Below are 13,839 nucleotides of genomic sequence, written 5' to 3'. Positions count from 1 at the left end.
AGACCAGCGTCCCTCAGCGCGTCGTCGCCGAAACCGCGACGAGAGCGAAGGCCGCGACGATAATCGCGACGCGGCCGAAGTGCAGCCTGTCCCAGCGCTGGCTCTGCTCCCGCCAGTCGTCGGGGTGGTTCTCGGCGGTCCAGGTCTTCGACCGGTTGTTGATGGGCACCAGCAACGCGATCGACATCACGACGCTGGCGGCCAGGAGAACTGCGGCGACGAGGGCTGTCGTGGCGGTCGTCGTGCCCCAGGTGACGACGGCGAGGGCCACGGTGAGGATGAGAGAACCGATGTACCAGAACGGCATCGCGCGCCCCAGCATCCGCGCGCCGTCGGACCGCGCCACCAGCGAGGCGCCGGCCGGCAGGCGCAACAGGATCGGGTTGATGACGAACGCCACCGCGAACTCGACGCCGACCATGAGCCCGACGACGACGGTGGAGATGACGGCGAGAACGGATGCCATGGAAGTTCCTCTCGAATCTAGCAACACTAGATAACCTAGCAGTGCTAAGGTGGGCGAGAATGACCAGCACTGCAAGAGGAGGTCGGATGGCCGACCAGACGCCCCGCCAGCAACGCACCGATGAGCGCCGCCGACGCATCCTGGCCGCTGCTCGCGATCGCGCCGACGCCGAGAGCTGGGCGGCGGTGACCACACGGCATCTCGCCGACACCATCGGATACACCCAGCCCGTGCTTTACGGTCACTTCCCCGGCGGCAAGGCCGAGATCATGCTCGCCGTCGCTCTCGAGGGCTTCGTCGATCTGACTCGGCAATGCCGCGCCGCGCTCAGTGGACGAGACGGTCGAGCGGCGATCGAGGCAGTCGCCCACGCCTATCTGGAGTTCGGCAGCGAGCATCCGGCCGTCTACGAGGCCATGTTTCTGCAGCCGATCGGCGCGCGATTCGCCGCAGACGACACGGCTGCCGATCTGCGCGCGGGTTTCGACGTGCTATCGGAGGCGATCGGCGATCGCGGCGACGGCTCGACGACCGAGGTGTTCTGGAGCGCCCTGCACGGCATCAGCGAGCTGGAACGGGCCGGCCGCATGCGCATCGAGCACCGGCCGCATCGCGTGGCCGAACTCGGCATCCGCTTCGCCGCCGAGCCGCCTCGGTAGAACGAACCGCCGTCGTCGTGCGCGTCGCGAAGAACCGTGAGCCCGGAGTGATGCACGAGGTCTCACATCGGCCCGCGCCGGTCGACTTCGAGCCGCGGATTCTCGTGGGGCGGCGTGTGGATGGCATCGCCAGATGGACTTTCCCGCAGCGATGAATGTCACTCCCGCCGCACGTGAGCCGATCCCTCGACGCGCACGGCGCCTGCGTATCGCCTCCTCCGGTACGATAGCGGAGCTGTTTTCACTGCTGGGCGCCCATGAGGTCGTGTGGCGTCCCCGGCAGTCCCCAAGCTGAGAGCGGGTTTTGTTATGGCATGTCGTATCGGTGAGCTCGTGCTCGGTTGCCGCGACCCTGAGATGCTGGCGCGGTTCTGGTGCGAGGTGCTGGATTTCGTCGTGCTCGATCGCGAGGACGACGGCTCGGTGGAGATCGGGGCGCGCGAGGGGTTCGGCGGTCCGCAGCCGACGATCTTCCTCAGTCGCAGGGATGAGCCGGAGAAGGGGAAATCCCGGCTGCACATCGACGTCAACGCCACCGACCGCGATCAGGACGCCGAGCTCGAACGCCTTCTGAAGCTCGGTGCGCGCCCGGCCGACATCGGCCAGACAGGGCAGGAGTCCTGGCATGTCCTGGCCGACCCGGAAGGCAATGAGTTCTGCCTCCTCAAGGCCCGCCTGGACCCGCTCTGATGCTCATCGAGATGTAGTCAAGCCAGAGTTTGCCACATAAGAAAAGCCCCGCATTCCCGTACTTTCAGGGGACTGCGGGGCTTTCGCAATGGCGGTACCGGTGGGATTTGAACCCACGGTGGAGTCTCCCCCACACAACTTTTCGAGAGTTGCACCTTCGGCCGCTCGGACACGGTACCCCGGACGAGTGTACGCGAGCGGAGCCCGTCTCGCCAATCCGCGCCTGCCGATAGTCTGGCCGCATGGCGATCTCGATTTCGGTGGTCATCCCTGCCCGTGACGACGCCGAGTTCCTCCGGCGTGCACTCGAGGCCCTCGCCGCGCAGACCCGCCCCGCCGACGAGATCATCGTGGTCGACAACGGCAGCACCGACGACACGGCCGACGTCGCCCGGGCACACGGCGCGCGCCTCATCGACGAGCCGGTCCAGGGCATCCTGCGCGCCACCGCGGCCGGATTCGACGCCGCCACCGGAACCCTGCTCGCCCGCATCGATGCCGACTCCGTGCCGCTGCCCGACTGGCTCGAACGCGTCGAAGCTGCCTTCCTGCGAGCGGATGCGCTCACCGCCTACACCGGACCGGGCCGCTTCTACGACATCAACGCCGCCGGCGCCTGGGCCGGCAAGACCTTCTATCTCGGCGGCTACGTCACCTGGATGACCCTCTTCCTCGGCCACGCGCCCCTGTTCGGCAGCAACATGGCGATGCGACGGGATGCCTGGATGCGCATCCGCGACACCGTGCACCGCACCGACCGCCGGGTGCACGACGACCTCGACATCACCTACCACCTGCTGCCCGACATGATCGTCGAATACGACTCCACCCTCGTCATGCCGATCTCGGGCCGCCCGTTCCACAGCTACAAGGGATTCATGCGGCGGCTGGGCTGGGCCTTCCGCACCATCGGCGTGAATCTGCCCGGGCAATGGCCGTGGCAGCGCTGGTCGCGCCGCCGCGCGGCCCGCAAAGCCGCGGCGCGGCTGGTAACTACGCAAATGCGTGAGACCGACGCCGTATAGGGCATCGCTTGCACGCATTTCTGTAGTTATCGGGACGACGCCTTCGCGTACAGCGCCAGCAGGTCGCCGCTCAGCTCGTAGGGCGCGTCTTCACAGGGGCTGTGCCCCGTGCGGTAGACGCAGATGGAAGCGCCGATGGCCTCCGCGAAGCGCGCGTGCCGGGCGAGCGGCCAGAGGTCGTGCTCGCCCACGGCAACGGCCATCGGGATGTCGACGGCCGCGAGCGCGGCTTCGACATCCGGGGCCTGCATCATGATGTCCATGATGTCGCGGTGCGAATCGCGCCGCGTGAGGTGGAAGCGGTCGCGCACGAACTTCAGCCGACCCGGCCGAACCCGCAGCACGTTCACCTGCACGCCCCAGCGCATCAGGTTCGCCGCCGCGGCGGGCGTCGCGAAATCGGCGAATCGACCGATCCGTTTCACTCCGGCGAAACTCAGCCCCGGATCGGGCGGCGTGCCGAGGAGGGTCAGGCTCGCCACGAGATCGGGTCGAGACGTCACCACGACCCCGGCCACCACCCCCGCGAAGGAGTAGCCGAGCAGGTGCACGGGCGCCGTTCCCGCCGACAAGAAGGCGATCATGTCGTCGACGAAGAGCTCGAGCGTGTAGTGCTGTTGCGGCGGCGAGAGGTTCCACGGCCCCGCCGCGTGCGACTCGAACTGCCCCGCGAGGTCGTAGCTCTGCACGTAGAAGCCGGCGGCCACGAGCTCCGGCATGATGAAGTGGAAGTCCTCTTTCGACCCCGTGGCGCCGGCCACGAGCACGACCCTCGGATGCGCCGGGTCGCCCATTGAGATCACCGCGAGATCGCCGCTCGGTGCGTGGAAGGTGGAGGTGACCGCACCCGTGGGAGGGGTCACCCAGTCGATGTCAGGAAGGTTCTCGTCGCGACTGACCGCGAGTCGTTTCGCTTCCAGGGCCGGGTCCAACACGCCCCCAACTTACTCTTTCCGGCAACCGTTCCGTGTCATCCTGATGCCGACCGAGGAGACGGACATGGCGAAAGACGAGGATCGACGCCGGAAGTGGGAGACCACGACATCCGTGCCCCTCGTCGTGCTCTCGATGGTGTTCATCGTGCTCTACACGGTGCAGGTGCTGACCCCGGAGATGGCCCCAGGGGGCACGCTGGCCCTCAGCATCACCCTCTTCGTGATCTGGCTGAGCTTCGCCGTCGACTACGTGGTGCGGCTGGTGCTGGCGACCGACAAGGGCGCGTTCTTCCGGTCGACACCGCTCGACCTGCTCTCGGTGCTGGTTCCGGTGTTCCGCCCGTTCCTTCTGCTCACGCGGCTGCGCGACATCCCGTACTTCCGTCGGCGCAGCGGTGGCTCCGTTCGCACGACCATCATCATCTATGCCGCACTCTTCGTGATCCTCTTCGTCTATTCGATCGCGCTGGCCGAACTCGCCGCCGAGCGCAACGCACCCGGGGCCACGATCACGACCTTCGGCGACGCCATCTGGTGGGCCTGCGTGACGATGACGACGGTCGGTTACGGCGACTACGTTCCCGTCACCATCCTCGGGCGCACCCTCGCGGTCGTGCTCATGTTCGGCGGGGTCGCCATCCTCGGCGTGGCGACAGCCACGATCGTGTCGTTCATCAACGAGAAGATCCGGCCGCGCGCTCGCGAGCGGGAGCACGACCCCGCTCCAGGCAACGATCAGGACTCTCACTGACGACTCGCCACCTGACGTCACCCAAACGTTCACTTTCGCGTGCTTGAGTCGGAACAGCACCACGGACGGGCGACAACCCTGGAGCCCGCACCTCATCCGAATGGAAGTCTTGTGACTATCAGAACGGCCGAGTACCCGAGGCCGAACCATTTCCTCCTTCACTTGAGTGACACGCACCTGCTCGCCGGGGGTGGCAAGCTCTACGGCACCGTCGACAGCGAGGCCCACCTGCGCGAGGTGTTCGCCGAGCTGGAGGCCTCCGGTGGCCGCCCCGAAGCCATCGTCTTCACCGGCGATCTGGCCGACAAGGGCGAACCGGATGCCTATGAGCGGCTCCGCGCGATCGTCGAGCCGGCGGCCGCGCGGCTCGGCGCCCAGGTGATCTGGGTGATGGGCAACCACGACGACCGCGCCGCCTTTCGCGAAGGGCTGTTCGGCGAGATGCCGAGCACCCGCGCCGTCGACCGCGTCTACGACGTGAACGGTCTTCGGGTCATCACGCTCGACTCGACGGTTCCGGGTCACCACCACGGCGAGGTCTCGGGCGCACAACTCGACTGGCTGGCCGAGGAACTCGCCTCACCGTCGCCGCACGGCACGATCCTCGCCCTGCACCACCCGCCGGTGCCGAGCGTGCTCGACCTCGCCGTCGCCGTGGAGCTCCGCGATCAGAAGGGCCTCGCCGAGGTGCTCGAGGGCTCCGACGTGCGCTCGATCATCGCCGGTCACCTGCACTACTCCACCACCGCCACCTTCGCGGGCATCCCGGTCTCGGTCGCCAGCGCCACCTGCTACACGCAAGACCTCAACGTGCAGATCGGTGGCACGAAGGGCCGCGCCGGCGCTCAGGCCTTCAACCTCGTGCACGTCTACGAGAACACCGTGCTGCACTCGGTGGTGCCGGTGGGCAGCTACCCGGCACTCGACCACATCACGGCCGAGGAGACCCGTCTCCGACTCGCGACGCTCGGTGTCACGATCGCCGATGCGGTCAGCCCGCGGGTATCGCCAGAACCGCCGATGACGATGCCGATCCTGCTGCCGACGGGAGCGTGACCTCGGTCTTCTCCCACGGTGCCGGGAACGGGAAGTAGCGCTCGAGGAACGAGATGACCGCGCTCGTGCGCTCCTCGACCTCGATCTCGGGCTTCGATCCGTCATTGAGGCAGAACATGTCCATCGACCGCTTCTTCAGCAGCACGTCCATCTCTTTGAGCGCGGAGCGGAGCGTGGTCTCGATGTACTTGACCTTCGCATCCGTCTGCACCACGGCACGACCGGTCATCAGCGCGTAGTAGTGGTAGAACGAGTTCGTCACCGAGATGTCGGTGGCCGACCGGAACGGGCTCGCAGCCGTGCGCGCGAAGGCGTCGGCGAACTCCTGCTCCATCTCGAACAGCACGCTCTTGCGCAGCGGCGCCGCGCAGTGCTCGAGGTGGCGGGTGGTGACGCGGCCGAAGCGCTGCTGCAAGAGCTCGCGGTTGACACGCGCGGCATTCTCGAAACCGCTGCGGTGCAGGGCGTTCGCACCGAGACCGATGCGGGTGTCGGCCTCGACGAACTTCGTGATGCCACCGGGCGAGAAGAACAAATCGGGTTTCACCGGGCGACCGAAGAACATGTCGTCGTTGGAGTAGAGGAAATGCTCCGAGAGCCCCGGGATGCGGTGCAGCTGCGACTCGACGGCGTGCGAGTTGTGCGTGGGCAGATCTGACGGGTCGCGGAAGAACTCCTCGCTCGGCATGATGGTGACCCGGGGGTCGTCGGCCAGCCACTCGGGCTTCGGCGAGTCGGTGGCGATGAAGATGCGGCGCACCCACGGGGCGAAGGTGTAGACGCTGCGGAGCGCGTACTTCAGCTCGTCGATCTGGCGGTAGCGAGCCTCGGAGTCGTCGCCGTCGCCCACCACGTAGCTCGCCATGCGCTTGGCCCGCGCGCGCTGGAACTCGATGGCCGTGCCGTCGACCCACGAGAACACGATGTCGACGTCGAAGTCGATGTCGCTGGCGAGCGCTGAGAACATGCCCTCGATGGTCGTCCAGGTGCGGCCGAAGAGATCGACCGTGGTCTCGGCCATCTCCTCGCGCGGAATCAGTCGGCGGGTGAGCGAGTTCTCCAGCGGCGCTTCGAAGACGTCGCCGTTCTCGCGCCAGAACTCCAGCTGCACGGCCGACCCGACGCCGTAGCGCAGCCGCCCGATCGGCTCGATCCGGGGCCGGAACAGCCGCATGACGCGCGCCTTCGGATCGCGGGAGAGCTTGCCGTCGGCCACCAGGAGGGCCGGTGCACCCGGCGCCTTGGAGTAGAAGGGCTCGTCGGCCATGGCTTCGAGCAACGCCGACTTGGCCCGCTTGCGGTCGCTCCAGCGCACGGCGAGCACCGGGCGCTCGTCGTTGCCGCGCACGAGCAAGAAGGGAACGTGCGCCGCGTCGAGCGCATCGGCGATGAAGAGCAGATCTTCGATCATCGACTGCCGCGGGGTGGAGTGCCCGTTGAGAAGGGTCAGCTGGCCTTTGCGAAGAACGAGGTCGCCACGGTCGAGAGCGATCGGATGCGTCGATGCGACACGCAATACGGATTCGAGATGGGGGGCTCCAGATACGTCATCGGTCAAAGTCGCCTCCTTGGGTCGAGCGAGTGGTGCGGGTCTGCTGGGTGTCGGTGCTCCTGCCGTCGTCGCCAGTCACTTCAGTTTACGTCGATCCGCCTCGTGCGGCTCGCCTGTCCGCTTAGAGCGCGCGCACCGAATTGTTGCGGGCGTCGTGGGTGAGCTCCACCAGTCCGAGCTCTTCGAGCAGCGGCGGCAAGTACATGCCGAACCGTCCGCGGTAGCCCTTGCGCAACCCGTACCAGCCGCCCACCGGGTTCTGCTCGGAGCGGCCCCACGCCTCCACCGACCCTTCGGCCGCGACCTTCTGCTCGTCGGCCGCGCCGAGCGGCACCCAGCCGTTCTGCTCTTTCAGCCACGCGTGCAGATCCTCGATCGCACTCAGGTGATATTTCAGGGTGGTCGACCCGACCTGACACACCAGCGCGGGCGGGTCGGCAGCCTCGTCGCGGTACATCGTGTAAGCCGACGAGCCCGGTGCGGTGCTGAGCTGCCATGGGTCTTCTGGGGTTCCGGATGCCATGCTCCGCATTGTCCTCCGCGCGCGTCCCGACGGGAAGACGTACGCCTGTTTTCGACCCCTGCCCGGCGCTGGGCAGCGTGTTAGCCTTGCCTAAGTAGAGCATGTTACAACGCGCTTGTTCTCAAACTGGAAGGGCCCATTTCGCCGATGAGCTACGTTCGCTCGACAGCATTCGAAGAGACCGGTTACGTCGTCCTCGACTCCTACGACCAGGCCGCCGACCCCCAGGAATGGCTCGACCTCGAATACGTCGACTGGAAATCCTCCGGCGACACCCGCTTCGCACCGCTCGCGAGCGCGTTCGGCGACATGGAGTGCAACGGCTTCTGGAACCACACCCCTCCCCGCACCGACAAAGACGGCGTCTGGGTGCAGGCGAACGTCGAGAAGGCCCCCATCCTGAAGGCCCGTGCCGAGGAACCCGGCGCGAACATCGGCCGCTGCCGCGTGATCGAATTGCAGCCCGACACCTACCCCACCGCGCTCTACAACCTGCACCAAGACGACAACAACCGTCTGAACCCCGACGGCACCGGTTGGATCGTGCGCGGCTTCTTCAACCTCTCCGACGACCCGGAGTCCTTCCTGATCCTGCGCGAAGACCGCTTCGACCCCGAGACCGAGGTGCGCATCTCGCTCCCCGCCGGGCGGCAGGTCATCGTCGACACCCAGCGCTTCTGGCACGCGGTCTGGCAGAAGGGCCCCGAGCCGCGCTACTGCCTCATCACCTCGTGGGAGTCGGGCCCTGAGCTCGACGCCTACATCGAGAAGTACCACGGCGACCCGCATTTCCCGAGCGCGGCCCTCGATCCGCAGTTCGTCGAAGACGCGCAGGTCGAGGTGCGCCGCCGCCTCGCCGAGCGGGCCGCCACGCTGGCCGCCAAGGGCAAGGCCGGTCAGGTGCTCGTCGACCTCGAGCTCGACGACTGAGCTGATCAGGCGCGGGTCGGCTTCTCCTGCGTTTCGCCCCTGGTTGCCCCGCGGCGGCGCACCTGGGCGCCGACGACACCGGTGAGGAGCAGCAGGAAGTAGACCCAGCCCGCGATGGTGAGCACCCAGACGTTCGTCACGCCCGCCAGCAGGAAGGCGCCGGCCAGCGCCGCCGAGAGCAGGCCCACCACCGTGAAGACGAGAGCGACGGATGCGCCGACCGCGGCGTCGACGACGCTGTCGTCTGCGGGTGCTGCACCGCGCATCCGCACACTCCGGCTGTGGCGGTAGAGACCGAACACGCACGCCGACATGCTCGCGAACGCGAGGCCGTAGGTGAGGAAGAGCACGCACAGTACCCGGCCGTCGAGGTCGCCCTCGAAGGGGGTGGGCAGGAAGCCTGCGGTGATCCAGCTGAGGAACGTCGACGACATGATCCGTAGCGGGAAGACGAAGATCAGCACCACGAACACCAGCGCGAGCGACAGCACGGTGGAGAGGTTGTCCTCCACCCGGTGATTGCGCGACCAGCGCACCTGCTGCCACCAGAAGAAGGAGATGAGCGCGAAGCTCGCCGCGAAGCTCGGGATGAGACCGAAGATCGCCACGAGCGACTCGAAGTCGTTCGGCAGGCGGTCGTTCCAGAGCACGAGCAGGGTGATGGCGAACGCGAAGGCGGCGTCGACGAGGGCGTCGAGCCGGGTCGGTTCGGCGCCGCGGAGGATCTTCACTGACCCAGCATCCTGTCCTCGCCGCGCTGTGTAAAGAGGTGCGGATCTGCACCATTCGCGAGGCGACGATCGGATGTCGGCGGTCGCCTCTAGGGTGTTGCTCATGGCCAGCAGAACCTCCACCGCGTATCGCTGCACCGAGTGCGGGTGGCAGACCGCGAAGTGGGTGGGGCGCTGCGGCGAGTGCCAGTCCTGGGGCACCGTCGTGTCGTCGGCCGAGAACGAGGGCATCTCGCGTGCGGTGCGCGCCACAGTGCTCGACGCGGCGCGCATCGCCCGGCCAATCACCGAGATCTCCTCCGACGTCGCGGCCCACTGGGCCACCGGAATCGGCGAATTCGACCGCGTGCTCGGTGGCGGGCTGGTGCCCGGGGCCGCCATCCTGCTCTCCGGCGAGCCCGGCGTCGGCAAATCGACACTGCTCCTCGAGGTCGCGGCGAAGGCGGCCGAGGAGCACCTTCGGGTGCTCTACGTCTCGGCCGAGGAATCGGTCTCCCAGGTCAAGCTCCGGGCCGAGCGCACCCACTCGCTCTCCTCCACCCTCATGCTGGCGGCCGAGACCGATCTGGCCACCGTGCTCGGCCAGATCGACGCGGTGCAGCCCCATCTGGTCATCGTCGACTCGGTGCAGACGGTCTCGTCGTCGTCGCTCGACTCGGCGGCCGGGTCGCCCACGCAGGTGCGGGAAGTGGCATCCTCTCTCATTCGGGTGGCGAAGGAGCGGTCGCTGCCGGTGCTGCTCGTGGGCCACGTCACGAAAGACGGGTCGATCGCGGGGCCGCGGGTGCTGGAGCACCTGGTCGACGTGGTGTGCCAGTTCGAGGGCGATCGGCAGACCTCTCTGCGCTTCGTGCGGGCGCTCAAGAACCGCTTCGGGCCGACAGATGAGGTGGGCTGCTTCGAGATGACGTCGGATGGCATCGCCGAGGTGCCCGACCCGAGCGGGTTGTTCCTCTCGCGAGGGTCGGATGCGGTGTCGGGCACCTGCGTCACCGTCGCCCTCGAGGGGCGGCGGGCGCTGCCCGTGGAGGTGCAGGCGCTCGTGGTGTCGACGCCGTCGCCGAACCCGCGCCGGGTCACCAACGGGGTCGACTCCTCGCGGGTGGCAATGATTCTCGCGGTGCTCGAGCGGCGGGCGCGCATCAAGCTGAGTGATCAAGACGTCTACGTCTCCACCGTCGGCGGGGTGAAACTCACCGAGCCGGCGGCCGATCTCGCCATCGCACTGGCGCTGGCCTCGGCCTCGAACGACAAGCCGCTGGCACACGACCTCGCGGCCTTCGGCGAGATCAGCCTCGCGGGAGAGGTGCGGCCGGTCTCGTCGAGCCGCACCCGCGCATCCGAAGCCCGTCGTCTGGGCTTCACGACGATCATCGACGACGACGTGCGTCAGCTCGTGAAGGCGCTCGGTCGCGCCTTCGGGTAGCGCCCGCTCGGCCCCTGGCCCGCCCCCGGCCGCCGCCTGGCGTCCGGATGCCCGAATCGACGGGGGAAAGCGGCAGCGACGGCCCCACCCTCCGTCGTTTCGGTCGAACGGCCCCAAAATCCGTCGTTTCGAACGGGGCGCGAGCGGGTGAGCTGGGTGGGTCGGCGTCAGACGTGCGGAACGAAGGCCTGCCACGCCAAGCGGCGCGACCCGCGGGGGTCGGCTTCGACCCGATCCGTCGAGTCGATGATGAGCGTCAGCCGCTCGTCTTCGTCGTAGCGGGGCCACACGGTCTCGTCGACCCGCCCGTCGAGGGCGAAGGCCAGCCAGTGGGCGCGCATCCGTCGGCTCGCGGCGAGAAAGGCACGCCGTCCGCCGAGCGAGGTCATGGTGCGACCGAACCAGCTGTTCATCCGGTCGAAGATGGCGTAGAGCTCGAGGCCGTGGGTGGCGTCGAAGCCCGCGATCCGCACAAGCCGCGGCGCGATGTCGAAACGGTAGAAATGCACGGGCTGGAATCGGGCGTGACGTTCGGCGACCTTCACGGTCGGATACCAGAACGCGTAGTCGCCCCCGAAGTCGGCGGCGGGTCGCTTGGCCGGCAGACCCGGATACTCGGCCTTGATCGCCTTGCGCGCGCTCTTCTTGGTGCGCGAGAAGATGGCACGGATGCGCTTGGGCGTCGTGGCGAGGATGTCGAGTCGGCCGGTGAACAGCGATCCTTCGCGGTCGTTGGTGCCGATGATGAGGGGCACCGGAGCGGCTCGCCCCTCCTTGAAGGCGTCGAGCGGCCGTTCGGGCAGGAAGTCGCCGTCGATCACCGGGGAGAGCACGATGGTTCCCGGATGCGCGTCGGGGGTCTTCAGGGTGAGCGAGACGGCGGCTTCCACCAGCTCGGCGGCCGCGGCATCCGCGAGCATCTGGCCGGCGATGTCGTCGGAGGTCGATTCGACGCCGTCGGTGTCGATCGAGTCGCTCAGGAGCTCGACGAACTCCTGAGCCCACACCGCGGTCATCTCGGGCAGGTAGATGGCGTTCGCCGGATCGCTCTGCGCGATCGCGCGGGCGAACAGCCCGCGGGCGGCGGGCGTGGCCATGAGGGTGGTGACGGCGTTGGCGCCGGCGGACTCGCCGAATAAGGTGACGTTCGCGGGGTCGCCGCCGAAAGCGGTGATGTTGTCGCGCACCCATTCGAGCGCGGCGACCTGGTCGCGGAGGCCGAGGTTCGATTCGAGCGGGCGCTCCGGAGTCGAGAAGCGCGTGAAGTCGAGGTAGCCCAGGGCACCCAGCCGGTAGTTGAAGCTCACGTAGACCACACCGCCATCACGCACCAGCGCCTCACCGTTGCGTGGGTGTTCAGCCGACGACCCGACGCTGTAGGCGCCGCCGTGCACGAAGACCATGACGGGCAGGCCCTGCGCATCCGTCGCCGGGCGCAGAACGTTGACCGTGAGGCAATCCTCCGACATCGGGGTCGTGCGGGCGGCGCCGATGAAGTTGCCGTTGCGCGACTGCATCGAGATGGGGCCGAAATCAGAGGCGTCGCGCACACCCGACCAGGGCACGACCGCGCGGGGAGCACGGAATCGCAGCGAACCGACCGGCGGAGCCGCGAACGGGATTCCGCGCCAGTGCCGCAGCCCCAGCCTCCGGCGCTCGACGCCGCGCACGACGCCGCCCGTCACGGCGACCTCCAGGGCGCCGGTGCGGAACGTCGTGACGGTCACGCCTGAATGCTACAACCGGCAGGTGAACGGCTGACCAACCGCGCCTGTGAGCGGATTCCCAGCCCGCGTTCACACAGCCGTCACCCGCCCGACCGCGAGCGCGCGTAGCGTCGCATCCGTGCCCTCGACGAAGCGAAGTCGCCGGGAGCGACGAATCCAGCGCCGTTACTACCCCACCGCACGCCCGCGCCTCCGCCTGGCCGGAATCGTGGCCTTGGTCTGCGCGTTGGTGGCCCTGGCGGCCGTTCTGGTCTGGGCAGCACTCTTCTACAAGTAGTGGCTCACGCCGGGATGCCCTGACACGAGTCCATGGCGACGTCGTAGTGGGCCGCCCACGGCGAGTTCTCGATCAGATACCTGGCCTCCTCGGGGTACGAGACCGATCGGTCGATGTCGTAACCGGCGAACGCCTCGATGGCCTCTCGTGACTCCCACAACGACATGGTCTTGATCTCGGTGTAGCCCGCATCGAGGTCGCGGGCGAGCACCCACGACCGGATGTGCCCCGCGATTCCACTGTGCTCCTTGAGACCCGTCCGCTCCACCAGGGCGATGTACGCCTCCCGGTCGGAGGTCAGGATCGTGGCCGTCCACACTCGCATCACTTCGTTACCCACGCTGCACGAACCTACGCCGATCGACCCGAAACGGCATGCCAGGCCGAGGCCATCGGTCAGTTGAGGATGAACTGCTGCGAATCGACCGAATCGATGCCCGCCACCTGCACATTCAGGTGGTACGACGCGCCGGCCGCCGGAACCTGCGGGCGATCGCCGCCTGAACACGTGTCCTTCGACGAGCGCGTGCGATCCCAGGTGAACGGTGTGGACGACACGGCGACACCCGGCTCGAGCACGGCCTGCGTGTCGGAGGGGTCGGTCTGGCAGTCGGTGGAGACCCAATAGGTCTCCTGGCCACTCGTGATCGTGTAGATCTGCTGCGAGGTGCCGGCGTTGATCTTGCACGCCTCGGAACCCGTGTTCGTGATGGTGAACGAGAGCTGCGGCTTGGTGGCGGCGTCGTAGTTGGCGGCATCCGTCACCGGCGTGATCGAGATGTTCCCCGCGGCGCAGGCCACCACCTCGCCGGCCGGAGTGGTGGAGGGCGCGTCGACGGCGCCGGGGGTGGACGTCGCGTCGGAGTCTGTCGTGGCCGCATCCGTCGAGGCCGTGGTGGGCGGAGGGCCGGCGTGGATGCCGCCGTTGCTCGCGTCGGCCGCACCGGAGCCCGGCCGCACCACGATCAACACCACGATGGCGATGATGGCCAGCGCCAGCAGCAACACCACCAGCCGCCGTCGCCAGTACACCTTCTTGGGTTGCGGGCCCACCGGATGCCTGATCGTCGACATGTGCCCAGGCTAACGAG

At 67.8% G+C, this 13,839-nt stretch carries 16 protein-coding genes and 1 tRNA gene; 8 read left to right on the top strand and 9 right to left on the bottom strand.

Annotation, left to right across the window (positions count from 1 at the left end; all coding sequences use genetic code 11):
* Positions 1 to 13: 13 nt before the first annotated feature.
* Positions 14 to 466 (bottom strand): anthrone oxygenase family protein, encoded by a 453-nt coding sequence (locus N1027_RS08235; protein WP_259506857.1) that lies wholly within the window; start codon positions 464 to 466, stop codon positions 14 to 16.
* 86 nt (positions 467 to 552) lie between these two features.
* Here N1027_RS08235 and N1027_RS08230 point away from each other — a divergent pair, with 86 nt between their 5' ends.
* Together N1027_RS08230 and N1027_RS08225 are read left to right on the top strand one after the other, a co-directional pair.
* Positions 553 to 1,125 carry a TetR/AcrR family transcriptional regulator gene (locus tag N1027_RS08230; RefSeq protein WP_259506855.1) on the top strand — a complete coding sequence of 191 codons (573 nt, stop codon included), beginning with the start codon at positions 553 to 555 and terminating at the stop codon, positions 1,123 to 1,125.
* 309 nt (positions 1,126 to 1,434) lie between these two features.
* Entirely contained in the window at positions 1,435 to 1,815 is a 381-nt protein-coding gene (locus N1027_RS08225) for a VOC family protein (RefSeq protein WP_259506854.1), read from the top strand.
* Positions 1,816 to 1,904: 89 nt separating this feature from the next.
* On the opposite strand, the gene N1027_RS08220 is transcribed toward N1027_RS08225, so the two are convergent.
* Positions 1,905 to 1,994: transfer RNA gene (locus N1027_RS08220), tRNA-Ser, on the bottom strand.
* Between the two features lie 63 nt (positions 1,995 to 2,057).
* Here N1027_RS08220 and N1027_RS08215 point away from each other — a divergent pair.
* Positions 2,058 to 2,840 (top strand): glycosyltransferase family 2 protein, encoded by a 783-nt coding sequence (locus N1027_RS08215; protein ID WP_259506853.1) that lies wholly within the window; start codon positions 2,058 to 2,060, stop codon positions 2,838 to 2,840.
* 26 nt (positions 2,841 to 2,866) lie between these two features.
* Here N1027_RS08215 and N1027_RS08210 read toward each other — a convergent pair whose 3' ends face one another.
* A complete protein-coding gene (locus N1027_RS08210) occupies positions 2,867 to 3,775 on the bottom strand; it encodes an alpha/beta fold hydrolase (RefSeq protein ID WP_259506851.1) in 909 nt (302 codons plus the stop codon).
* On the opposite strand from N1027_RS08210, the gene N1027_RS08205 reads away from it, so the two are divergent.
* Together N1027_RS08205 and N1027_RS08200 are read left to right on the top strand one after the other, a co-directional pair.
* Complete coding sequence (locus N1027_RS08205; protein WP_372499698.1) at positions 3,711 to 4,526, top strand: potassium channel family protein; 816 nt, start codon at positions 3,711 to 3,713, stop codon at positions 4,524 to 4,526. The genes N1027_RS08210 and N1027_RS08205 overlap by 65 nt on opposite strands.
* A gap of 111 nt (positions 4,527 to 4,637) precedes the next feature.
* Positions 4,638 to 5,582, top strand: a complete 945-nt coding sequence (locus N1027_RS08200; RefSeq protein ID WP_259506846.1) for a phosphodiesterase — start codon at positions 4,638 to 4,640, stop codon at positions 5,580 to 5,582.
* On the opposite strand, the gene N1027_RS08195 is transcribed toward N1027_RS08200, so the two are convergent.
* Together N1027_RS08195 and N1027_RS08190 are read right to left on the bottom strand one after the other, a co-directional pair.
* The gene (locus tag N1027_RS08195; protein ID WP_372499696.1) at positions 5,518 to 7,140 is read right to left on the bottom strand and encodes a stealth family protein; all 1,623 of its coding nucleotides are present in this window, start codon (positions 7,138 to 7,140) and stop codon (positions 5,518 to 5,520) included. The two genes, N1027_RS08200 and N1027_RS08195, sit on opposite strands and share 65 nt — an antisense overlap.
* Before the next feature lie 115 nt (positions 7,141 to 7,255).
* Positions 7,256 to 7,657, bottom strand: coding sequence for a DUF6855 family protein (locus N1027_RS08190; RefSeq protein WP_259506844.1), 402 nt, complete (start codon positions 7,655 to 7,657; stop codon positions 7,256 to 7,258).
* 147 nt (positions 7,658 to 7,804) lie between these two features.
* On the opposite strand from N1027_RS08190, the gene N1027_RS08185 reads away from it, so the two are divergent.
* Positions 7,805 to 8,587 carry a cupin domain-containing protein gene (locus tag N1027_RS08185; RefSeq protein ID WP_259506842.1) on the top strand — a complete coding sequence of 261 codons (783 nt, stop codon included), beginning with the start codon at positions 7,805 to 7,807 and terminating at the stop codon, positions 8,585 to 8,587.
* A gap of 5 nt (positions 8,588 to 8,592) precedes the next feature.
* Here the strand turns inward: N1027_RS08185 and N1027_RS08180 are convergent, their stop codons facing one another.
* On the bottom strand, positions 8,593 to 9,318 hold the full coding sequence (locus N1027_RS08180) for a TMEM175 family protein (RefSeq protein ID WP_259506840.1): 726 nt from the start codon (positions 9,316 to 9,318) through the stop codon (positions 8,593 to 8,595).
* Between the two features lie 103 nt (positions 9,319 to 9,421).
* On the opposite strand from N1027_RS08180, the gene radA reads away from it, so the two are divergent.
* Positions 9,422 to 10,744 (top strand): DNA repair protein RadA, encoded by a 1,323-nt coding sequence (radA, locus tag N1027_RS08175; RefSeq protein ID WP_259506838.1) that lies wholly within the window; start codon positions 9,422 to 9,424, stop codon positions 10,742 to 10,744.
* Positions 10,745 to 10,911: 167 nt separating this feature from the next.
* On the opposite strand, the gene N1027_RS08170 is transcribed toward radA, so the two are convergent.
* A complete protein-coding gene (locus tag N1027_RS08170; protein ID WP_259506835.1) occupies positions 10,912 to 12,471 on the bottom strand; it encodes a carboxylesterase/lipase family protein in 1,560 nt (519 codons plus the stop codon).
* A gap of 118 nt (positions 12,472 to 12,589) precedes the next feature.
* Between N1027_RS08170 and N1027_RS08165 the strand changes: the two genes are divergently transcribed.
* Positions 12,590 to 12,748, top strand: coding sequence for a hypothetical protein (locus N1027_RS08165; protein WP_259506834.1), 159 nt, complete (start codon positions 12,590 to 12,592; stop codon positions 12,746 to 12,748).
* Between the two features lie 4 nt (positions 12,749 to 12,752).
* Here N1027_RS08165 and N1027_RS08160 read toward each other — a convergent pair whose 3' ends face one another.
* Positions 12,753 to 13,088 (bottom strand): hypothetical protein, encoded by a 336-nt coding sequence (locus N1027_RS08160; RefSeq protein WP_259506833.1) that lies wholly within the window; start codon positions 13,086 to 13,088, stop codon positions 12,753 to 12,755.
* Positions 13,089 to 13,144: 56 nt separating this feature from the next.
* The gene (locus tag N1027_RS08155) at positions 13,145 to 13,822 is read right to left on the bottom strand and encodes a hypothetical protein (protein WP_259506832.1); all 678 of its coding nucleotides are present in this window, start codon (positions 13,820 to 13,822) and stop codon (positions 13,145 to 13,147) included.
* Positions 13,823 to 13,839 lie beyond the last annotated feature (17 nt).

Source organism: Herbiconiux aconitum (assembly GCF_024979235.1).
GTDB classification, from domain to species: domain Bacteria; phylum Actinomycetota; class Actinomycetes; order Actinomycetales; family Microbacteriaceae; genus Herbiconiux; species Herbiconiux aconitum.
The sequence above is the reverse complement of the archived record's forward strand: the minus strand, read 5'-3'. Positions and strand labels throughout refer to the sequence as shown.

Excerpts from the sequence above, each read along its gene's own strand:
- N1027_RS08235 (WP_259506857.1), bottom strand. The coding sequence starts at position 466 with ATGGCATCCGTTCTCGCCGTCATCTCCACCGTCGTCGTCGGGCTCATG.
- N1027_RS08230 (WP_259506855.1), top strand. The coding sequence starts at position 553 with ATGGCCGACCAGACGCCCCGCCAGCAACGCACCGATGAGCGCCGCCGA.
- N1027_RS08225 (WP_259506854.1), top strand. The coding sequence starts at position 1,435 with ATGGCATGTCGTATCGGTGAGCTCGTGCTCGGTTGCCGCGACCCTGAG.
- N1027_RS08215 (WP_259506853.1), top strand. The coding sequence starts at position 2,058 with ATGGCGATCTCGATTTCGGTGGTCATCCCTGCCCGTGACGACGCCGAG.
- N1027_RS08205 (WP_372499698.1), top strand. The coding sequence starts at position 3,711 with ATGTCAGGAAGGTTCTCGTCGCGACTGACCGCGAGTCGTTTCGCTTCC.
- N1027_RS08190 (WP_259506844.1), bottom strand. The coding sequence starts at position 7,657 with ATGGCATCCGGAACCCCAGAAGACCCATGGCAGCTCAGCACCGCACCG.
- N1027_RS08185 (WP_259506842.1), top strand. The coding sequence starts at position 7,805 with ATGAGCTACGTTCGCTCGACAGCATTCGAAGAGACCGGTTACGTCGTC.
- radA (WP_259506838.1), top strand. The coding sequence starts at position 9,422 with ATGGCCAGCAGAACCTCCACCGCGTATCGCTGCACCGAGTGCGGGTGG.
- N1027_RS08155 (WP_259506832.1), bottom strand. The coding sequence starts at position 13,822 with ATGTCGACGATCAGGCATCCGGTGGGCCCGCAACCCAAGAAGGTGTAC.